This window comes from Bradyrhizobium sp. STM 3566, assembly GCF_045571445.1.
Classification (GTDB): Bacteria; Pseudomonadota; Alphaproteobacteria; order Rhizobiales; family Xanthobacteraceae; genus Bradyrhizobium; species Bradyrhizobium vignae.
Genome location: NZ_CP120692.1, coordinates 1126688 through 1146271, shown reverse-complemented (window position 1 = coordinate 1146271; position 19584 = coordinate 1126688). Strand labels below are relative to the sequence as shown.

Here is a 19584-nt window from a genome sequence, read left to right as displayed (position 1 = left end):
AATCGGCCCCCCCAGCACCTAAATTCGCCCCATGGTTCACGATTCCTCCGACAATCCGGACGACCGCGCGCGTAAGTCGCCGCGCCCTGGTGCGACCGACGCGCCGCCCGAGCGCCTGGCAGCGCCGGACGTCGATCCCGCGGCAGCGGGCGGCGACGACGAGGACGATGCGCTGCTGCCGGATATCCTGGAAGAGAGCGGCGCGGTTGGCGAAGGCCCGCTGGCGACCGGTCATGAGGCGATCGAGCGCGCGGTTCGGCTCGCACCCACCTCGCCCGGCGTCTATCGCATGCTCAATGCGAACGCCGACGTGCTCTATGTCGGCAAAGCCAAGAACGTCAAAAAGCGACTGTCCAGCTATGCGCGCCAGAGTGCGCCGCTGCCGGCCCGCATCCTGCGCATGATCGCGGCCACCGTGACCGTGGAGATCGTCTCGACCAACACCGAGACCGAGGCCCTGCTGCTGGAAGCCAACCTCATCAAGCAGCTGCGGCCGCGCTTCAACGTGCAGCTGCGCGACGACAAGTCGTTCCCCTATATCCTGATCACCGGCGACCATTGGGCGCCGCAGATCCTGAAACATCGCGGCGCACAGACCCGGCCCGGCCGCTATTTCGGCCCGTTCGCCTCCGCCGGCGCGGTCAACCGCACCATCACGGCGCTGCAGCGCGCGTTCCTGATCCGCTCCTGCACCGATTCCTTCTTCGAGAGCCGCACCCGCCCCTGCCTGCTGTATCAGATCCGCCGCTGCGCCGGTCCGTGCACCCGCGAGATCGATTTCGGCGGTTATTCGACGCTGGTGCGCGAGGCCAGCGACTTTCTTTCCGGCAAGAGCCATGCGGTGAAGCAGGAGCTCGCCGGCGAGATGGAGAAGGCGGCCAGCGAGCTCGAATTCGAGCGCGCCGCACTCTACCGCGACCGCCTCGCCGCACTGTCGGCGATCCAGTCGCAGCAGGGCATCAATCCGCGCACGGTGGAGGAAGCCGACGTGTTCGCCATCCACCAGGAGGGCGGCTTCTCCTGCGTCGAGGTGTTCTTCTTCCGCACCGGCCAGAACTGGGGCAACCGCGCCTATTTTCCGCGCGCGGAAAAGAGCTTTACGCCGGAAGAGGTGCTCGGCTCGTTGCTCGCCCAGTTCTACGATGACAAGCCGCCGCCGAGGAACATCCTGCTCTCGCACGAGATCGAGGAATGCGAGCTGCTCGCCAATGCGCTCTCGATCAAGGCCGGCCACAAGGTCGAGATCACTGCGCCCAAGCGCGGCGAGAAGAAGGAGCTGGTCACTCACGCGCTGACCAATGCGCGCGAGGCGCTCGGCCGCAAGCTCGCGGACACCGCAACGCAAAGCCGCCTGCTCGAGGCCATGGCCGCGACGCTGAACCTGCCGCATGCGCCCAAGCGTATCGAGGTCTATGACAACAGCCATATCCAGGGCACCAATGCGGTCGGCGCCATGATCGTCGCCGGCCCCGACGGCTTCGTGAAGAACCAGTACCGCAAGTTCAACATCAAGTCGGAAGGGCTGACGCCCGGCGACGACTACGCCATGATGCGCGAGGTGCTCGAGCGCCGCTTCAAGCGCCTGATCAATCCCCCCGAGGACGGTGCAGCCAGGGAAAACGACAAGGCCAAGGACGACGATTTCCCGCAATGGCCCGACCTCGTCATCATCGACGGCGGCCGCGGCCAGCTCAACGCCGTTCGCGAGATCTTTGCAAATCTCGGCCTGACCCAGGTGTCGCTGATGTCCGTCGCCAAGGGGCCGGACCGGGATGCCGGCCGCGAGACCCTGTTCATGCCGGAACGCGAGGCCATCAAACTCGAGCCGCGCGATCCCGTGCTCTATTTCATCCAGCGCCTGCGCGACGAGGCCCACCGCTTCGTCATCGGTTCGCACCGCAAGCTGCGCAAGAAGGACATCCGCGAGGCCGGCTTGCAGGAGATTCCGGGCATCGGCCCGTCACGCAAACGTGCCTTGCTGCACCATTTCGGAACCCTGAAGGAGATCGAACGGGCCTCAATCGCCGATCTCGGCAAGGTTCCGGGGGTGAGCGCCGAGAGCGCCCGCAGGATTTTCGAATATTTCCATCCTCAGCCGGGATGAACTAAAGGGGGGCCGCGGTCATATGGTCGTTGCATCCCGCGCCCATCTGGGGAGCGGAACGGTTGACCTTGGGGCCCGAGCGGTATTGGTAGGACGGATGAACATCGCCACGACACGAGGGACGACCAGCCGCGCGATGTCCCTCCCCAACATCCTGACCTATGGCCGGATCGCCGCGATCCCGGTCGTGGTCGGATGCATCTATGCGCAGTCGATTCTGGATCAGCCGCTCTGGCTGCGCTGGCTCGCCGTCGCCCTTTTCATCGCGGCCGGGGTGACTGATTACCTCGACGGCTATTATGCGCGGATCTGGAATCAGCAATCGGCGTTCGGCCGGATGCTCGACCCGATCGCCGACAAGCTGCTGGTTGCCTCCTGCCTGCTGATGCTGGCCGCGGACGGCATCATCCACGGCTGGTCGCTGTGGGCCGCCATCGTGATCCTGTGCCGCGAGATCCTGGTCTCGGGCCTGCGCGAATACCTCGCCGCGCTGCGCGTCAGCGTGCCCGTGACCAAGCTCGCCAAATGGAAGACCACGGTCCAGCTCGTCGCCATCGGCTTCCTGCTCGCTGGTCCAGCCGGGGACGAGGTGGTGCCGGTCGTCTCGATGATCGGACTGGCGCTGCTGTGGGCTTCTGCGATCCTCACCATGTACACCGGCTACGACTATTTCCGCGCCGGCATCCATCACCTCATCAAGGAGGACGAGGGATGAAGGTGAAGTATTTCGCCTGGGTGCGCGAACGCGTCGGCAAGGCCGAAGAGACGATCGAGCCGCCGGGAAGCGTGCGCACCGTCGAGGAGCTGATCGCCTGGCTCTCCGGCCAAAGCGAGGCCCATGCGTATGCATTCGAGAAGCCGAAGGTGATCCGCGCCGCGATCGACCGCGCCCACGTCAAATCAGACGCCGTGATCGCCGGCGCCGGCGAGATCGCGTTCTTCCCGCCGATGACCGGCGGCTAGGCCGATGTCCTGGAACAGACCAGCGTGCGGCGCCGCCTCACCTCTCAACGGGGAGAGGTCGGATCGCTCGCGGCGATGCAAAGCATCGTCCGGCGCGATCCGGGTGATGGGACAGAGGTCTCACGAGAGGGCGTATCCCCTCACCCGCGCCTTCGGCGCGACCTCTCCCGATGGGAGAGGTGTCGAAGCGGCACGATCATGACCTGTCCCGTCACCATCCGCATCCAGGAGGACGATTTCGACATCGCGCGCGAGATCGCGGTCCTGACCAAGAGCCGCACCGACATCGGCGCGGTCGTGAGCTTCTCCGGCATTTGCCGCGCCGACGAGGAGAGCGCGAAGATCGCCGCGCTCACGCTCGAACATTATCCGGGCATGGCGGAAGAGGAGATCAAGCGCCATGTCGAGGAGGCGACCTCGCGTTGGCCGCTGAATGGCGTCACGGTGATTCACCGCGTCGGCCGCCTTATGCCCGGCCAGAACATCGTGCTGGTGCTGACCGCCTCGCAGCACCGCCAGGCCGCATTCCAGGCGGCCGAGTTCCTGATGGACTATCTCAAGACCAGTGCACCGTTCTGGAAGAAAGAAGAGAGCGCCACCGGCACCGGCTGGGTCGAGGCCCACGCCCGTGACGACGAGGCCGCCGCGCGCTGGACGAAATCCTGATGGCAAAAACTGCAAGAAAGACCGCGCGCGGCCGCGCGGCGCCGAAGTTTGCAAAGGTGGGGCCCGGCGAGCTTGTCACGCTGCTCGACTTCGTCCGCTATGCGGTGAGCCGCTTCGTCGAAGCCAGGCTCGCCTTTGCCCACGGCACCATCGACCCGGTCGCGGAAGCCGCCTTCCTGATCTGCGAGGCGCTGCATCTCAATCCCGAACAATTCGATATCTTCGCCAACGCGCGCGTCACCGCAGCGGAAGGCAAGGCCATCATCGATCTGATTCATAAGCGCGTCACAACGCGCAAACCGGCCGCCTATCTCGTCAACAAGATCTATATGCGCGGCCTGCCCTTCTATGTCGACGAGCGCGTCATCGTTCCGCGCTCGTTCATCGGCGAGCTGCTGGATTCGCATTTCGGCGGCGACGGCGATGCCGGCTCGTTGATCGATGATCCAACGGCCGTGGCGCGCGTGCTCGATCTCTGCACGGGATCGGGATGCCTTGCGATCCTCGCCGCGCATCATTTCCCGAACGCCACCGTCGATGCCGTCGATATCTCCAAGGGTGCGCTTGAAGTCGCCGCCCGCAATGTCGGCGAATACGGGCTGGCGGACCGGATCAGCCTCCATCGCGGCGACCTTTTCGCCCCGCTCGGCGGCAACAGATACGACCTGATCATCACCAACCCGCCTTACGTCGATGCCGAGGGCATGGCGGCGCTGCCGCCCGAGTGCCGGGCCGAACCAAAGCTCGCCTTCGACGGCGGCGCCGACGGTCTCGACGTGGTGCGCCGCATCCTGCGCGATGCGCCCGATCACCTGACGCCGGACGGCGGGCTGATCTGCGAGATCGGGCGCGGCCGCGAGCTGGTCAACGAGGCCTTTCCGGACTTGCCGCTGCTCTGGCTCGACACCGAAGATTCCGAGGGCGAGGTGTTCTGGATCGCAGCCGCCGATCTCGGCTGAGCCTTTGCGACGCGCGCGCTTCGGAACAAGTCAAATAGCGCCACGTTCATCCTCCGATGCATTTTTTCGCTCTCGGAGGATGTCCGCATGCTCGCGCCATCGGGCGAATTGCTGCGCGCCGGCGTGGCGCTCAAGCTCAACCACCTCAAACGCGCCGCTCAATCCTATCTGCGTGACCAGACCAGCCAGGCAACGGGCAAGGTGACATCTTACGCCGTGGCCGGCGGACTGTTCGCAGCCGCGGGCCTGTTCGTTGTCGCGGCACTTTTCGTCGGGCTGATCGCCCTGTACCGCTGGATCGCCATCAGTTACGGGCAATTCTGGGGTTTTGGCGCGGTCGGCGCAGTGCTGCTGGTGTTGGCTGCGGTCTGTGCCGGGGTGGCGATGGCGCAGATGAGGCGCAAGCCCAAGCCGATCGTGCCGCTTGGGAGCCGCCTGCGCGTGGCGGTCGCGACGCCGCGGATCCCGCGCGGAACGGTCAAGCAGGCGGTGAAGGAGGTCGCAACGACAATTCCCCTCGCACCGCTCGCGCCGGGCGAACGCGGTCACGGCGGCAAACATTACGGCAACAGCACCTGGCCGGTCCGCGCCAACCGCCCCGTGCAACTTGGCCTGATGCTCGCGGCCGTCGGTCTGGTCGGACTGACGGCCGCCCGGAGGCGGCGCCACAGGCACAGTCTGGGGGCATGATGCTGGCGCGGCGCTCCGAACCGATCGACTCCTGGCTGCTGGTGGCGGCGACGGCGGTCTTCGTGCTGACGGCGGAGCGCTACTTTCAGGATTCTGGCCTGATCCGGTTGGGGCCTCCGCAGGACCACCGCAAAGCCGAAGCGAACTCACCGGAAACGAGCCCGGCGAGCGCCGCCGTGCAGCCCGGCCGTGGCCGCCGGGCGAAAAGTCCATTCGACATCCCTTGGTCGGGCTGGAAGGACATTTTCTGGCGGACCTATCAGCGTATCGACGAGGATCGCCTGCTCGCGACGGCGGGCGGCGTCGTCTTCTTCGGGCTGCTCGCGATCTTCCCCGCAGTCACGGCGGTCGTCTCTTCCTATGGCCTGTTCGCCGATCCCGCCACGATCAGCGCCAACCTCCAGAAGCTGGCGATGATGCTGCCCCAGGGCACGTTCGAGATCGTCGAGGAGCAGGTCGGGCGCGTGGTCTCGAAGGGCAACACGGCGCTGGGGGCCACATTCCTGTTCGGCTTTGTGCTTGCGATCTGGAGCGCCAATGCCGGGGTCAAGGCGATCTTCGACGCCCTCAATGTCGCCTATGAGGAACGCGAGAAGCGCAGCTTCATCCGCCTGAACATGGTCTCGCTGGCCTTCACCGTCGGCGGCATCGTGGCACTGCTGCTGATGGTGGGGGCCGTCGTCGCCTTCCCGCTAGCGCTCAATCATCTCGGCATGGCGCCCGAAAGCAAATTGATCATGGCGTTGGCCCGATGGCCGCTGCTGTTCCTGATCCTGCTCGTGGCGCTCGCCATCCTCTACCGCTTCGCCCCGAGCCGCGACGCCCCGCGATGGCAATGGCTCAGCCTTGGGGCGGTGACGGCGGCCATCCTCTGGATCGCCGGCTCGGCCCTGCTCTCCTGGTACCTCTCGGAATTCGCCAATTACAATGCGACCTACGGCTCTCTGGGCGCTGCGATCGGCCTGATGATGTGGATGTGGATGTCGGCGATCGTCATCATGTTCGGCGCCGAGTTGAACTCGGAGATCGAACGGCAGACGCTGCGCGACACCACCACCGGACGGCCGAAGCCGCTCGGCAGCCGCGAAGCCGTCTCGGCCGACACGGTCGGCGCCCCCGCGCCATTTTGAGCGGGGGCGATCAGCCCGGAGCTTGGCCCGACCGCGTCTCGGGCGCGATGAGCGTGATCGCGGGTCCAGATATACCGATAGAAGCCTTTCGGCGGCGGACCGACCGGACTGTGAGACGGTCGCTATCCCCTCGAATCAACAATGATGTTAGCTTCATGCGTGCTTCGGGGAGCATGAGGCGTGACGGGTTCGGACGCGGCCCGTGTTTTCCCGGGTGAAGCAGTCAGCTCTTGAGGCGAACGCGCGGCATGATTCGCATTTCGACGATCTTCATCGCCATCTGCATGGTCCTGGTCGCGGCCTCGCTCGGGCTCGTGCTCTATTCGGTCGCCGGCATCAGCGGAACGGAATCGGCGATCGTGGCGCTGACCGCGCTGACCTTCCTGATCCTCTACAACGCGGTGTCGATGCGGCTGCGCGACCGCAGCGACGTCGGCGGCCAGATTGCCGACCTCTCGCGGGGCACTGCCGACCTCGCCCGGCAGGTGGCCGAGTTCGGCCGCCGGCTTGCAGCGCTCGAGGGCCGCATCGCCTCGTCCAATTCGACCAATTCCGACCGCGTCCAGTCGGTCATCGGCGAGATCAACGAACTGGGCGGATTGGTCAGGCAGCTCGCCACCACCGTGGCTGCCCATGAGGATCTGCTGGCCGGCAACGCGCCGGCTCCCGCCCCGGTCACGAGGCCCGAGCCGGAGATGCCGGTCGATTTGGCCGCTCCCCACGAGGAGGAGAAGCCGGTCGCCCCTCCTCCGCTTTCCGTGCCGCCGCGGCCGGCGCCGGCGATTCAGGCCCAAACCGCCAACCCGGTTCAGAGCGGCAATGGACGCAATCAGACCCAGTTGTTGGCGACGCTGCGCAATGCGATCGACGAGAACCGCATCGACATCTTCCTGCAGCCGATGGTAACGCTGCCGCAGCGCAAGGTGCGGTTCTACGAGGCGGTGACGCGCCTGCGCGACGAGCGCGACCAGCTGATCGCCGCCGAGGAGTTCATCAGCATCGCCGAAGCCTCCGGGCTGATCGGGCGCATCGACAACATGGTGATGCTGCGCTGCGTGCAGGTGCTGCGGCGCCTGATGGTGCGCAACAAGGACGTCGGCGTGTTCTGTAACGTGGCGGCCTCCACGCTCGGCAATTCCACCACCTTCACGCAATGCCTCGACTTCCTCGAAGCCAACCGCGCGCTCGCGCCCTCACTGGTGCTGGAGTTCAAGCAGTCGACGTTCCGCCATCTCGGCCCGGCCGAGACCGAGAACCTCGCCGCGCTCGCTCAGCGCGGCTTCCGCTTCTCGATCGACCATGTCACGGATCTCAGGATCGAGCCGCGCGAGCTGGCCGATCGCGGGGTACGCTTCATCAAGGTGCCGGCCGCGCTGCTGCTCGATCCCAGGCAGGCCTCGACCTCCGACATCCATCCGTCCGACCTCTCGGACCTGCTCGGCCGCTTCGGCATCGACCTGATCGCCGAGCGGATCGAGGGCGAGCGCGCCGTGGTCGATCTGCTCGACTACGACGTGCGGTTCGGCCAGGGCTTCCTGTTCGCGCCGCCCCGGCCATTGCGGCCGGAGGGGGCATCTGCTACCGCCGGGGCGCCGCCGAACCAGGCGAAAGACATTCAGGGACCTCATGGCTCCGGCACACAAAGCTCAGGCGCAACGTCTTCTGCGCCTCCACCACAACGCATCACCGGCAACGCGGCGCTCGCGCGCCGCATCTGATCGGCCGCGCGCATCATGACCACGCTGCATTTTGCCGAAGGCCTGCGCGAGCTCGTGGGCGGCGTTGACGTTGTGCTCAGCGACATCTGGGGCGTGGTCCATAACGGGCTGGAATCCTTCCCCGAAGCCTGCGAGGCGCTGCACACCTGTCGCAGCCGCGGCGGTACGGTGATCCTGATCACCAACGCGCCGCGCCCGGCCGATTCCGTGCAGCGGCAATTGCGCAAGCTCGGCGTCCCGGATGAGACCTATGACGCGATCGTATCTTCAGGCGACCTGACCCGGCTCTATGTGGCCGAGCATCCCGGCCGCAAGATGTTCTGGCTCGGTCCCGAGCGCGACAATTCGATCTATCGCGGCCTCGATGCGATGACCGCGCCGCTCGAGGAAGCCGATTACATCGTCTGCACCGGTCTCTATGACGACGAGACCGAAACGGCGGAAGACTATCGCGGCATGATGCTGAAGGCGCGCGAGCGCAAGCTGACGCTGGTCTGCGCCAACCCCGACATCGTGGTGGAACGCGGCGACCGGCTGATCTATTGCGCCGGCGCCATCGCGGAGCTCTACCGCGAGCTCGGCGGCGAGGTGATCTTCTACGGCAAGCCGCACCGCCCGATCTACGAGCGCGCCATGGCGCTCGCCGGCGAGCGGCAGGGCCATCAGATCGATCGCAAAAAGGTGCTGGCGATCGGCGATTCCGTCCGCACCGATCTCACCGGCGCGCGCGAATTCGGCATCGACTGCCTGTTCGTGACCCGCGGCATCCATGCCGAGGAGTTCGAGGGTCTCGACCAGCTCGACCCGAATTCGGTGATGGAATTGTTCGGCCACCCGCCGAAGGCGCTGATGCGCGAATTGAAGTGGTAGAAAATATCGTGCCCCGGACGCAGCTCGAAGCGCTGCAGAGCCGGGGCCAGAAGCCGCAACCGATGTCGTGAATGGACGGGGTCCCGGCGCAGCGCCGCGTCCGGGACACGAAAGCACCTTACGCGCTCGCCATGTCCGGGAAGACCGCCTCGATCTTCGTCTTCAGCGTCGCCGCGTTGAACGGCTTCACGATGTAGTTGTTCACGCCGGCCTTCTTCGCCGCGATCACGTTCTCGGTCTTGGATTCGGCCGTGATCATGATGAACGGCGTAGTGGCGAGGTTCGGATCCGCGCGAACTTCGCGCAGGAGGTCGTAACCCGTCATCGGCTCCATGTTCCAATCGGAGATCACGAGCCCGTACTTCTTGCCGCGCATCTTGTTCAGCGCCGCCGAACCGTCGCTGGCATCATCGATATTCTCGAAGCCAAGCTGCTTCAGCAGATTCCGGATGATACGGATCATGGTGCTGTAGTCATCCACCACCAGAACCGGCATCGTCAAATCAACCGCCATCTCGACTCCCCCAACGCAAACCCAGGAATATTACGATCGGACTGCCAGGCCGGCGCCCGGCAGTTCCACGCCTCAAGCACTAGCATCGAGGCCTTAAACAGCCCGTTAACTGGGGGCCGCTCCGAAGGATTGAAATCGTGTTCAATGTCTGCCCGCCCCGCCGCTTGACTTCGCAGGGCCGGTCGCGCCACGGTCCGGGCCGGTCCTGCCCGGTTCGAGAATTCCCCTGATGGCTCCGCCTTTTACCGTTATCCGCGACACAACGCCGGATTCCGCCATTCCGAGGGGCGCCGTGGTCGCCATGGGCAATTTCGATGGCGTTCATCTCGGCCATCGCGCCGTGATTGCGGCTGCCCTGGAGATGGGCCGAGCGCATGGCCGCCCTGCGCTGGCATTGACCTTCGAGCCGCATCCGCGGCGGTTTTTCAGCCCCAACACCCCGCAATTCCGCCTGACGGACGAGCGGGCCAAGCTGCGGCTTTTGGCCGGTACCGGGCTCGCCGGCGCCGTTGTCATGACCTTCGACAAGGCGCGTGCCGGAACCAGCGCGCAAGATTTCATTCGCCATGACCTGATCGGGCGTCTCGGGGTCAGCGGCATCGCGGTCGGCTACGACTTCCATTTCGGCAAGGGACGGGTCGGCTCGCCGAGCCTTCTCGTCAACGAAGCGCCCCGGCTCGGCATCGAGGTCGACGTGCAACCGCATGTCGATATCGACGAACGGCCGGTTTCCTCCAGTGCCATCCGGATCGCCCTCGCCGAGGGCCAGCTCGACCAAGCCACCACCATGCTGGGCGCGCCCTGGTTCATCACCGGCGAAGTCATCCATGGCGAGAAGCGCGGCCGCGACCTCGGTTATCCCACCGCCAACATCCGCCTGGATGCCAATTGCGGCCTCAAGCACGGCATCTACGCGGTGCGGGTCGGCCGGGGGACCGAGCGCCTGGATGGGGTGGCGAGCTTCGGCCGCCGCCCGACCTTCGACAACGGCGCCCCGCTGCTGGAAATCTTCCTGTTCGACTTCAAGGGCGACCTTTACGGGCAGGCGCTCGACTGCGCCTTCATCGGCTTCATCCGCGAGGAGCTGAAATTCGACAGCCTGGAGGCCCTGATCCGCCAGATGGACGACGATTCCGGCCGCGCCCGCGCCATCCTGGCCGCTGCCCCGGACGCGTTTCCGAGGCTGGGCGTGATCGATTAAGGGCCGAAACCGGGCCAGCCGAACCTTTGCGCTTCCTCCGCCCCCCTGCTATGGAGAGCCCATGTTTGCGCGGCGCATCATAGGGATTAGCGGCCCGGCTTCCGCCTGAGCCTCAAGGCTCGGCGCAAGACCGGGATTTCGTCGTTTCACCCCGCGATTCCGCATCGCCCAGCCGTTCCCCGCGCCACCTCCGAGCCAGTCAGCCTCATGTCCGAAAAGCCGCAAAAGTCGCAAAAGTCTGAAGCCAAAGACTATTCGAAAACCCTGTTCCTGCCGCAGACCGAATTCCCGATGCGCGCCGGCCTGCCGCAGCGCGAGCCGGAGATCCTCAAGCGCTGGTACGAGATCGGCCTTTACGAAAAGCTGCGCGAGAGTGCGAAGGGCCGCGCCAAGTTCGTGCTGCACGATGGGCCGCCCTACGCCAACGGCAACATCCATATCGGCACGGCGCTGAACAAGATCCTGAAGGATCTCGTCACCAAGAGCCAGCAGATGCTCGGCTTCGATTCCAACTACGTGCCGGGCTGGGATTGCCACGGCCTGCCGATCGAGTGGAAGGTCGAGGAGGAGCACTATCGCAAGAAGGGCAAGCAGAAGCCCGACTTCCGCGACAGTGCCGCCATGATCGATTTCCGGAGAGAGTGCCGCGCCTATGCCACGCACTGGCTCGGCGTGCAGCGCGAGGAATTCAAGCGCCTGGGGGTGATCGGCGACTGGGACCATCCCTACGCCACCATGAGCTATCCCGCCGAAGCCCAGATCGCGCGCGAGCTGATGAAGTTCGCCGCCAACGGCACGCTTTATCGCGGCTCCAAGCCGGTGATGTGGAGCGTGGTCGAGAAGACCGCGCTGGCCGAAGCCGAAGTGGAGTACGAGGACTACACCTCCGACATGGTCTGGGTGAAATTCCCGGTGACCTCGCCAGCGCACGGTGCGCTTGCCTCCGCGAGCGTCGTCATCTGGACCACCACGCCTTGGACCCTCCCCGGCAACCGCGCCATCTCGTTCTCGCCGAAGATCGCTTATGGCCTCTACAAGGTCTCGGACGCGCCCGCGGACAATTGGGCCAAGACCGGCGACCTTCTGATCCTCGCTGACGCACTCGCTGAAGAGGTGTTCAAGCAAGCGCGTGTGACCGCCTATGAGAAGGTGCGCGACGTCCCCGGCGACACCATGGACGCGATCGAATGCGCTCATCCGCTCAAGGGCCTTGCCGGCGGCTACGAATTCACCGTGCCGCTGCTGCCCGGCGATCACGTCACCGACGATACTGGCACCGGCTTCGTGCACACGGCGCCGGGCCATGGCCGGGAGGATTTTGACGCCTGGATGGCGCAGGCGCGCGATCTCGATGCGCGCGGCATCAACACCGCGATCCCCTACACTGTCGATGAGAACGGCGCCTACACCGATCATGCGCCCGGCTTTACCGGCAAGCGTGTCATCAACGACAGGGGCGAGAAGGGCGATGCCAACGAGGCCGTGATCAAGGCGCTCGTCGACAGAGGCATGCTGCTCGCGCGCGGCCGGCTCAAGCATCAATATCCGCACTCCTGGCGCTCCAAGAAGCCGGTGATCTTCCGCAACACGCCGCAATGGTTCATCGCGATGGACAAACCTGTTGTGGACGCACCGGGCAAGCCCGGCGCTATGGACGTGGCGCAGGGCGGCAAGGCGAAGAGCGGCGACACGCTGCGCGCCCGCGCGCTGCACGCGATCTCGGTAACGCAATGGGTGCCGCCATCGGGCGAGAACCGCATCAATGGCATGATCGAGGCGCGCCCGGACTGGGTGATCTCGCGCCAGCGCGCCTGGGGCGTGCCGATCGCCGTGTTCGTGCGCGAGAAGGGCGACGGCTCCGCCGAGATCCTCCAGGACGAGGCGGTGAACGCGCGCATCGGCGAAGCCTTCGAGAAGGAAGGCGCCGACGCCTGGTATGCGACGGGCGCGCGCGAGCGCTTCCTCGGGCCCCGCGCGAGCGAGGACTGGCAGAAGGTCGACGACATTCTCGACGTCTGGTTCGATTCAGGCTCGACCCACGCCTTCGTGCTGGAAGACCCCGTGCATTTCCCGGGGCTGTCAGGCATCAAGCGCAAGGTCGACGGCGGCACCGACACGGTGATGTATCTGGAAGGCTCGGACCAGCACCGCGGCTGGTTCCACTCCTCGCTGCTGGAGAGCTGCGGCACGCGCGGCCGCGCGCCTTACGACATCGTTCTGACTCACGGCTTCACGCAGGCCGAGGACGGCCGCAAGATGTCGAAGTCGCTCGGCAACACCATCGAGCCGCAGGCCGTCATCAAGGAATCCGGTGCCGACATCTTGAGACTCTGGGTCGCGTCCTGCGACTACACCGACGATCAGCGCATCGGGCCCGAGATCCTGAAGAACACCGTCGAGACCTATCGCAAGCTGCGCAACACCGTGCGCTGGATGCTGGGCACGCTGCATCACTACAAGCCTGCCGACGCGGTCGCGCCCGCCGACATGCCCGAGCTCGAGCGCTTCATGCTGCACGAGCTCGCGGTGCGCGCCGCCGCGATCGGCAAGGCCTATCGGGAGTTCGACTACAAGACCGTGGTCGCGATCCTGTCCGCCTTCCTCAACAGCGAGCTCTCCGCGTTCTACTTCGACATCCGCAAGGACACGCTTTATTGCGATCCGCCGTCGTCACTGACGCGCAAAGCGGCGCTGACGACCATCGACCTGCTGTGCGCCTCGATCCTGAAATGGCTGGCCCCGATCCTCAGCTTCACCGCGGAGGAAGCCTGGCGCATGTACCGGCCCGACGCGGAGCCGTCCGTGCATCTGACGCTGTTCCCGACCGATCTCGAAGCCTTTCGCGACGACAAACTCGCCGCGAAATGGGAGATGATCCGCAACGTCCGTCGCGTCGTCACCGGCGCGCTCGAGTTGGAACGGGCCGCCAAGAACATCGGCTCCTCGCTGGAGGCTTCGCCGGTGATCTATGTCGCCGATCGCGCCATGCTGGCGACCTTGTTCGACGTCGATCTCGCTGAAGTCTGCATCACCTCGAACTACGAGGTGCGAGAGGACGAGGCGCCGGCAGGTGTATTCCGTCTCGATGCTGTCCCCGGCGTCGCGGTCGTGGTGGAGAAGGCGGTCGGCACCAAATGCGCCCGCTCCTGGAAGATTTCGCCGACGGTCGGCGAGGACCCTGAATACCCCGACGTCACCCCGCGCGACGCGAAGGCGCTGCGCGAATGGAAGGCGCTGGGGGTGAGCGTCTGATCGATCGGCCATGACCCCGCTCCGCGCCGGCATCCTCTCGGCCGTGGTCACGCTCGTGGCCGACCAGGCCTCGAAACTCTGGCTCCTGAACGTGTTCGACCTCGCCCGTCGCGGCGCAGTGCGGGTGACGCCGTTCTTCGACCTGGTGCTGGCCAAGAACGTCGGGATCAGCTTCGGTTGGCTCCAGAACGACGATCAGGCGGCGCAGCTCGCGCTGATGGCTGTGAAGGTCATCGCTGTGGTCGCCCTGACGATCTGGATGGTCCGATCGCACACCCGGCTTGCGACCGTCGCCCTGGGGTTGATCATCGGCGGTGCCGTCGGCAATGGCATAGACCGCTTCGTCCACGGGGCAGTGATCGATTTCGCTCTGTTCCACATCGAGATCGCCGGAAATACCTATAATTGGTATGTGTTTAACCTCGCGGATGTGGCCATCGTTGCTGGGGTGGCGGCGCTATTGTATGATTCCATCCTGGGGGTACCCGCCGCAAAAGCGCCCTGATCCCGGCCGATACGGACCGGCCGGTGGAACCCCGCTTTTGCGAGGTTGGAGCCGCGCGCGAGCGGCAATCTGCCACAATATGGAACAGGTAAAGTGATGCGCAGCGCGATGACCAGCGGTTCGATGGTGCGAGACCCCCGGTGGGGGCTTTGGCGGGCATTGAAATTGTCTGCTGTCGCACTCGGCATCGGTCTCGTCATGTCGACCGGCGCGGCCCGCGCCGGTGACGACGACGAGGAAGACGATATGACCTTCGAAGAGAGGCTTATCGACAATCTGATGTCCGGCCTCGGCGCCAAGAGCATGGAGAAGAAGGGCATCGAATACCGCGAGCGCTCGCCGCTGGTCGTGCCGCCCAACCTCGATCTGCCGCCGCCTGCGACTGAAGCCAAGGCTGCGCCGAACTGGCCGAAGGATCCCGACGAGAAGCGCCGCAAGGAGGCCATCGCCGCGCGCAAGAAGGCCACCAAAGCAACGGAGAACTGGCAAGCCGCCCAGCCCCTCACGCCCGCCGAGATGAAGGCCGGCCAGGTCGCGGCAGCGCCCCGGACAAGCAATGACCCGATCCAGCCGGGTACCAATGGCAATCCGTCACTCAGCCCCGCCGAACTCGGCTACTCTGGCGGCCTGTGGAACATGATGAAGGGTGGCAACGCCACCGAAGAGAAGAAATTCGTCAGCGAGCCGCCGCGCCAGTCGCTGGTCGAGCCGCCGCCGGGCTACCAGACGCCCTCGCCGAACTATGCCTATGGCGCCGGGCCGGACAAGTCGCGGCGGATGTACTACGACATCATGTCCGGCAAGGAGAAGGAACAATAGCGTTCCTGTCCCGTCGCTGCATTCTGAGCGACGCGAATCGAGCGTCGGCGGCTCATGTCCGCCCGACGCCATCCAAGATTGCCTATCAGTAACTTGCCTACGCGTTGAGTTCTCTGCTTCGTGACGCGAAGCCTCAGCCGCACGGTGTACCATGCCGTGCCTTCCGAGCCGGAAGATCCGGGCTCGACCTTTCACCAGGGTTCATGATGTCCTCTTACCGATCGGCTGCCTGCCTTCTTGCCGCGCTGCTTTCGACCAGTGTCCTTTCGGCCGGCGCCGCCCTTGCCCAGACCACGGTCACATCGGCCCCACCCGCCAGCTTCACGCTCGATAACGGCATGCAGGTCGTGGTGATCCCGGATCACCGCACCCCCGTGGTCACCGAGATGATCTGGTACAAGGTCGGCTCGGCCGACGAGACCCCAGGCAAGTCCGGCCTCGCCCATTTCCTCGAGCACCTGATGTTCAAGGGCACCTCGAATCATCCAGTCGGCGAATTCTCCCAGACCGTGCTCCGTGTCGGCGGCAACGAGAACGCCTCCACCTCGGTCGACTACACCAATTATTACCAGCGCGTGCCGAAAGAGCAGCTGCCGACCATGATGGAGTTCGAGGCCGACCGCATGACAGGCCTCGTCCTCAAGGACGAGAACGTGCTGCCCGAGCGAGACGTCGTGCTCGAAGAGTACAACATGCGCGTCGCCAACAATCCGGACGCGCGGCTCAACGAGCAGATCATGGCGGCGCTCTACCTCAATCATCCCTATGGCCGGCCGGTGATCGGCTGGCACCAGGAGATCGAGAAGCTCGATCGCGAGGATGCGCTCGCCTTCTATCGTCGCTTCTATGCGCCGAACAACGCGATCCTGGTGATCGCCGGCGACGTCGACGCCGCCGAAATCCGCACGCTGGTCGAGCGCAATTTCGGCGCCATTCCCGCCCAGCCCGCAATCCCGGCGCGACGTATCCGTCCGCAGGAGCCGGAGCCCGCCGCCCCACGCACCGTCACGCTGGCCGATCCGCGCGTCGAGCAGCCGAACATGCGGCGCTACTATCTGGTGCCATCGGCCACCACGGCCGCGGCCGGCGAGAGCGCGGCCCTCGACGTGCTGGCGCAGCTGATGGGCAGCGGCAGCAATTCCTATCTCTACCGCGCCCTCGTCGTCGACAAGTCGCTCGCGGTCTCCGCCAGCGCCAGTTATTCGAGCATCTCGCTCGACCCGACTCAATTCGCGATCTCGGCTGCGCCGAAACCCGGCGTCAGCTTCGCAGACGTGGAACAGGCGGTCGACGGCGTCATCGCCGACGTCGCGCAGAACCCGATCCGCGCCGAGGATCTGGAACGGGTCAAGACCCAGCTGATTGCCGAGGCGATCTATGCCCAGGACAACCAGGCCGTACTGGCACGCTGGTACGGCGGCGCGCTGAGCACGGGCCTGTCGATCGAGGACATCAGGAGCTGGCCCGATCGCATCCGCGCCGTCACCGCCGAGCAGGTGCGCGCCGCTGCGCAGAAATGGCTCGAGAAGAAGCGTTCCGTGACGGGCTATCTGATCAAGGACACCGCCACCGCCAAGCGCGAGGAGAAGCGTTCGTGACCTATTCCTTCCTTCGCGCATCACACTTCCCGCGCACGAGACATTTCGCGCTGTCCTTCGTCACCGGCGCCGCGCTTGCGCTGGCGGCGGTCTCGCCTTCGCAGGCGGCCGCAAAGATCCAGCACCTGATCTCGCCGGGCGGCATCGAAGCCTGGTTCGTGCAGGACGCGACGGTGCCGCTGATCGCGATGGAATATTCCTTCGCGGGCGGCTCGGCGCAGGATCCCAAGGACAAGCCGGGCGTCGCCAATCTGGTCGGCGACCTCCTCGACGAAGGCTCCGGTGATCTCGATTCCAAGATGTTCCATGAACGGCTCGACCGCCGCGCCATCGAGCTCTCCTTCAGCGCCACGCGCGACACCTTCCGCGGCAGCCTGCGCATGCTCCGCGACAACAAGGACGAGGCCTTCGACCTGCTCAGGATGGCGCTGACCTCGCCACATTTCGACAGTGCCGACGTCGAGCGTATCCGTTCGCAAGTCATCTCGGGCCTGCGCCGCGAGACCACCAATCCGACCTCGCTGGCGAGCCGCAAGTTCCTCGAGGTCGCCTTCGGCGATCATCCCTACAGCCGGCAAAGCAACGGCAATCTCGACAGCGTGCCGACCATCACGGTCGCCGACTTGAAGGATTATGTCGGCCGCGTTCTCGCCAAGGATGGGCTCAAGATCGCGGTCGTCGGCGACGTCGATCCGGCGACCTTGGGCAAGCTGCTCGACCACACCTTCGGTGGCCTGCCCGCAAAGGCTAATCTGACGCCAGTCCCGGACGTCGAGGCTGCAAAGCCGCCGCAACGCGCTTTCGTGCCGCTCGACGTGCCGCAGACCGTGATCACCTTCGGCGGCCCCGGCGTGAAGCGCAGCGACCCGAACTTCATGGCCGCCTATGTCGTCAACCACATCCTCGGCGGCGGCGGCTTGTCCTCGCGGCTCTATCGCGAGGTGCGCGAGAAGCGCGGCCTCGCCTATTCCGTGTTCGAATCGCTGCTCTGGATGGAGCATTCGGCGGTCTTTATCGGCAACACCGGCACCCGCGCCGACCGCGCCGGCGACACCATCGATGCCATCGAGAAGGAGGTGCGCCGCATTGCCGAGGAGGGCCCGACGCAGAAGGAGCTGGACGAGGCCAAGTCCTACCTCAAGGGCTCGCAGATGCTGGCGCTCGACACCTCGTCCAAGCTCGCCCAGGCACTGCTGCAATATCAGCAGGACAAACTGCCGATCGACTACATCGAGAAGCGCAATGCCATCGTCGATGCGGTGACGCTGGACGATGCCAAGGCGGCCGCCAAGCGGCTCTGGGGCCAGGGGCTGCTGACCGTCGTCGTCGGCCGCACCCCGCAGGCCGCCGCACAGCCGGCAGCCACGGCGCCGAAATCGAACTGACCTCCTCTCCATACGCTTCCTGAAATGGCCGGGCTCGCCCGGCCATTTGCGTTTCGCGGCAGCGCCATTGCTGAGGGCCGGCGTCCGCGGTATGTCCGGACATCACGAATGGTGCCATCATGCTGCGGATATCCCGCGATCTCGTCATCGACGAGGACGACATCGAGATCGGCTTTGTCCGCGCCTCCGGCCCGGGTGGGCAGAACGTCAACAAGGTCGCGACCTCCGCGCAACTGCGCTTCGACACCCGCAAGCTGACCTTGCCCGAGGATGCCGCGCTGCGCCTCGCCCGCATCGCCGGCCAGCGCATGACCAAGGACGGCATCATCGTGATCCACGCCCAGCGCTTCCGTACCCAGGAGCGCAACCGCCAGGACGCCATCGACCACCTCGTCGAGATCCTCAAGGAGGCCATGGTGCGGCCGACGCCGCGCCGCGCGACGCGGCCGACCTACGCCTCCAAGCAACGCCGGCTCGAAGGCAAGAAGCGCCGCAGCGACATCAAGGCCGGACGCGGCGGCCGCTTCGACGACTAACCGGCGCGGCAGGAAACTCCGGCCGCAACGCGACCGGAGTTGTGCCGGTTGCGCCGGCGAGCCCAAAGCGCGATGAGATTTGGACGAATCGTCATCGCGCTTCAGGCTGTTGTTTTGCGCATGATCTTCCGGAAAACCGCTTCGCACTTTTCCGGATCATGCTTTAGTAACGCTTCGACGGGGCTGCGCCGCCTGTGGTGGAATCGTCGGCTGTTCCCTTGTGCGCAGCGCTCCCCGTGGTGCCGACCGTGCCCCTGGTGCCCTTGGTTGATTTCATGCCGGTCTTCTCGCCCGCTGCGCCCGGCTGAGCGTTCATCTCCTCGTCACCGCTGCCCATGGTGCCGCCTTGCATGGGTTTGCTTTGCACCGTGCCGCCTGTCTTGGCGGGTGGCGCGCCTTGCGCGAGAACAGGCGTCGCAACGAGAGCCGACAGAGCGCATGCGATCATCGAGGTCTTCACCAACTTCATCCATTTCTCCTGGATTTTTTCGCAATGAATGGCTCGGCGGCTCCCTGCGCCGCCTCGTCTGCACCGGACCATTGCATCGCGTAGAGAGTTCAAGCGGCGCGACCGTCATGCAATGCGCATCATGTGGTGAACGTTTAGGGATTTGACGGCGCTTTCGCGGAATTGTGCTCCGCATATAAGGCAGCGCGGAGCACCACACGCCACA

18 protein-coding genes are annotated in these 19584 nt (G+C 65.4%); 16 read left to right on the top strand and 2 right to left on the bottom strand.

Features of this window, described 5'->3' with window-relative positions:
- Positions 1-31: 31 nt before the first annotated feature.
- From uvrC to P6U27_RS05410, 9 genes are all read left to right on the top strand, one after another.
- Positions 32-2104, top strand: a complete 2073-nt coding sequence (gene uvrC / locus P6U27_RS05450) for an excinuclease ABC subunit UvrC (protein WP_129142571.1) — start codon at positions 32-34, stop codon at positions 2102-2104.
- Positions 2105-2201: 97 nt separating this feature from the next.
- Positions 2202-2819 carry a CDP-diacylglycerol--glycerol-3-phosphate 3-phosphatidyltransferase gene (gene pgsA, locus P6U27_RS05445; RefSeq protein WP_122400988.1) on the top strand — a complete coding sequence of 206 codons (618 nt, stop codon included), beginning with the start codon at positions 2202-2204 and terminating at the stop codon, positions 2817-2819.
- The gene (moaD, locus tag P6U27_RS05440) at positions 2816-3067 is read left to right on the top strand and encodes a molybdopterin converting factor subunit 1 (RefSeq protein WP_122400987.1); all 252 of its coding nucleotides are present in this window, start codon (positions 2816-2818) and stop codon (positions 3065-3067) included. Before pgsA ends, moaD begins: the two co-directional genes overlap by 4 nt.
- Positions 3068-3265: 198 nt before the next feature.
- Complete coding sequence (locus P6U27_RS05435) at positions 3266-3733, top strand: molybdenum cofactor biosynthesis protein MoaE (RefSeq protein WP_129142572.1); 468 nt, start codon at positions 3266-3268, stop codon at positions 3731-3733.
- Entirely contained in the window at positions 3733-4692 is a 960-nt protein-coding gene (gene prmB / locus P6U27_RS05430; RefSeq protein WP_407193726.1) for a 50S ribosomal protein L3 N(5)-glutamine methyltransferase, read from the top strand. Before P6U27_RS05435 ends, prmB begins: the two co-directional genes overlap by 1 nt.
- Before the next feature lie 87 nt (positions 4693-4779).
- Positions 4780-5382: a phage holin family protein gene (locus P6U27_RS05425; RefSeq protein ID WP_209295930.1), complete on the top strand. Its 603-nt coding sequence runs from the start codon at positions 4780-4782 to the stop codon at positions 5380-5382.
- A complete protein-coding gene (locus tag P6U27_RS05420) occupies positions 5382-6512 on the top strand; it encodes a YihY/virulence factor BrkB family protein (protein ID WP_209295929.1) in 1131 nt (376 codons plus the stop codon). The genes P6U27_RS05425 and P6U27_RS05420 overlap by 1 nt, the downstream gene beginning before the upstream one ends.
- A 248-nt stretch (positions 6513-6760) precedes the next feature.
- Positions 6761-8230, top strand: coding sequence for an EAL domain-containing protein (locus P6U27_RS05415; protein ID WP_129142574.1), 1470 nt, complete (start codon positions 6761-6763; stop codon positions 8228-8230).
- Positions 8231-8245: 15 nt separating this feature from the next.
- Positions 8246-9100, top strand: coding sequence for a TIGR01459 family HAD-type hydrolase (locus tag P6U27_RS05410; protein WP_122400981.1), 855 nt, complete (start codon positions 8246-8248; stop codon positions 9098-9100).
- A gap of 118 nt (positions 9101-9218) precedes the next feature.
- On the opposite strand, the gene P6U27_RS05405 is transcribed toward P6U27_RS05410, so the two are convergent.
- Positions 9219-9614 carry a response regulator gene (locus tag P6U27_RS05405; protein ID WP_122400980.1) on the bottom strand — a complete coding sequence of 132 codons (396 nt, stop codon included), beginning with the start codon at positions 9612-9614 and terminating at the stop codon, positions 9219-9221.
- 229 nt (positions 9615-9843) lie between these two features.
- Between P6U27_RS05405 and P6U27_RS05400 the strand changes: the two genes are divergently transcribed.
- The 7 genes from P6U27_RS05400 (at position 9844) to arfB (ending at position 18910) form a co-directional block, all read left to right on the top strand.
- A complete protein-coding gene (locus P6U27_RS05400; protein ID WP_122400979.1) occupies positions 9844-10815 on the top strand; it encodes a bifunctional riboflavin kinase/FAD synthetase in 972 nt (323 codons plus the stop codon).
- A gap of 207 nt (positions 10816-11022) precedes the next feature.
- Positions 11023-14067, top strand: coding sequence for an isoleucine--tRNA ligase (gene ileS / locus P6U27_RS05395; RefSeq protein ID WP_129142575.1), 3045 nt, complete (start codon positions 11023-11025; stop codon positions 14065-14067).
- Positions 14068-14077: 10 nt separating this feature from the next.
- Positions 14078-14572 carry a signal peptidase II gene (gene lspA, locus P6U27_RS05390; RefSeq protein WP_122400977.1) on the top strand — a complete coding sequence of 165 codons (495 nt, stop codon included), beginning with the start codon at positions 14078-14080 and terminating at the stop codon, positions 14570-14572.
- 96 nt (positions 14573-14668) lie between these two features.
- The gene (locus P6U27_RS05385) at positions 14669-15391 is read left to right on the top strand and encodes a hypothetical protein (protein WP_162500545.1); all 723 of its coding nucleotides are present in this window, start codon (positions 14669-14671) and stop codon (positions 15389-15391) included.
- Between the two features lie 203 nt (positions 15392-15594).
- Positions 15595-16989 (top strand): M16 family metallopeptidase, encoded by a 1395-nt coding sequence (locus tag P6U27_RS05380; RefSeq protein ID WP_407120270.1) that lies wholly within the window; start codon positions 15595-15597, stop codon positions 16987-16989.
- On the top strand, positions 16908-18374 hold the full coding sequence (locus P6U27_RS05375; RefSeq protein WP_129142577.1) for a pitrilysin family protein: 1467 nt from the start codon (positions 16908-16910) through the stop codon (positions 18372-18374). The genes P6U27_RS05380 and P6U27_RS05375 overlap by 82 nt, the downstream gene beginning before the upstream one ends.
- 119 nt (positions 18375-18493) lie before the next feature.
- A complete protein-coding gene (gene arfB / locus P6U27_RS05370) occupies positions 18494-18910 on the top strand; it encodes an alternative ribosome rescue aminoacyl-tRNA hydrolase ArfB (protein WP_407193725.1) in 417 nt (138 codons plus the stop codon).
- 163 nt (positions 18911-19073) lie between these two features.
- Here arfB and P6U27_RS05365 read toward each other — a convergent pair whose 3' ends face one another.
- A complete protein-coding gene (locus P6U27_RS05365; protein WP_122400972.1) occupies positions 19074-19379 on the bottom strand; it encodes a hypothetical protein in 306 nt (101 codons plus the stop codon).
- Between the last annotated feature and the right edge of the window lie 205 nt (positions 19380-19584).

What these genes read in the sequence shown, in the direction of transcription:
- P6U27_RS05410 (WP_122400981.1), top strand. Translation starts at nt 8,246, where the DNA reads ATGACCACGCTGCATTTTGCCGAAGGCCTGCGCGAGCTCGTGGGCGGC.
- P6U27_RS05385 (WP_162500545.1), top strand. Translation starts at nt 14,669, where the DNA reads ATGCGCAGCGCGATGACCAGCGGTTCGATGGTGCGAGACCCCCGGTGG.
- P6U27_RS05425 (WP_209295930.1), top strand. Translation starts at nt 4,780, where the DNA reads ATGCTCGCGCCATCGGGCGAATTGCTGCGCGCCGGCGTGGCGCTCAAG.
- ileS (WP_129142575.1), top strand. Translation starts at nt 11,023, where the DNA reads ATGTCCGAAAAGCCGCAAAAGTCGCAAAAGTCTGAAGCCAAAGACTAT.
- P6U27_RS05375 (WP_129142577.1), top strand. Translation starts at nt 16,908, where the DNA reads ATGGCTCGAGAAGAAGCGTTCCGTGACGGGCTATCTGATCAAGGACAC.
- moaD (WP_122400987.1), top strand. Translation starts at nt 2,816, where the DNA reads ATGAAGGTGAAGTATTTCGCCTGGGTGCGCGAACGCGTCGGCAAGGCC.
- P6U27_RS05365 (WP_122400972.1), bottom strand. Translation starts at nt 19,379, where the DNA reads ATGAAGTTGGTGAAGACCTCGATGATCGCATGCGCTCTGTCGGCTCTC.
- P6U27_RS05400 (WP_122400979.1), top strand. Translation starts at nt 9,844, where the DNA reads ATGGCTCCGCCTTTTACCGTTATCCGCGACACAACGCCGGATTCCGCC.
- P6U27_RS05380 (WP_407120270.1), top strand. Translation starts at nt 15,595, where the DNA reads ATGATGTCCTCTTACCGATCGGCTGCCTGCCTTCTTGCCGCGCTGCTT.
- prmB (WP_407193726.1), top strand. Translation starts at nt 3,733, where the DNA reads ATGGCAAAAACTGCAAGAAAGACCGCGCGCGGCCGCGCGGCGCCGAAG.
- arfB (WP_407193725.1), top strand. Translation starts at nt 18,494, where the DNA reads ATGCTGCGGATATCCCGCGATCTCGTCATCGACGAGGACGACATCGAG.
- P6U27_RS05415 (WP_129142574.1), top strand. Translation starts at nt 6,761, where the DNA reads ATGATTCGCATTTCGACGATCTTCATCGCCATCTGCATGGTCCTGGTC.
- lspA (WP_122400977.1), top strand. Translation starts at nt 14,078, where the DNA reads ATGACCCCGCTCCGCGCCGGCATCCTCTCGGCCGTGGTCACGCTCGTG.
- uvrC (WP_129142571.1), top strand. Translation starts at nt 32, where the DNA reads ATGGTTCACGATTCCTCCGACAATCCGGACGACCGCGCGCGTAAGTCG.
- P6U27_RS05435 (WP_129142572.1), top strand. Translation starts at nt 3,266, where the DNA reads ATGACCTGTCCCGTCACCATCCGCATCCAGGAGGACGATTTCGACATC.
- pgsA (WP_122400988.1), top strand. Translation starts at nt 2,202, where the DNA reads ATGAACATCGCCACGACACGAGGGACGACCAGCCGCGCGATGTCCCTC.
- P6U27_RS05405 (WP_122400980.1), bottom strand. Translation starts at nt 9,614, where the DNA reads ATGGCGGTTGATTTGACGATGCCGGTTCTGGTGGTGGATGACTACAGC.
- P6U27_RS05420 (WP_209295929.1), top strand. Translation starts at nt 5,382, where the DNA reads ATGCTGGCGCGGCGCTCCGAACCGATCGACTCCTGGCTGCTGGTGGCG.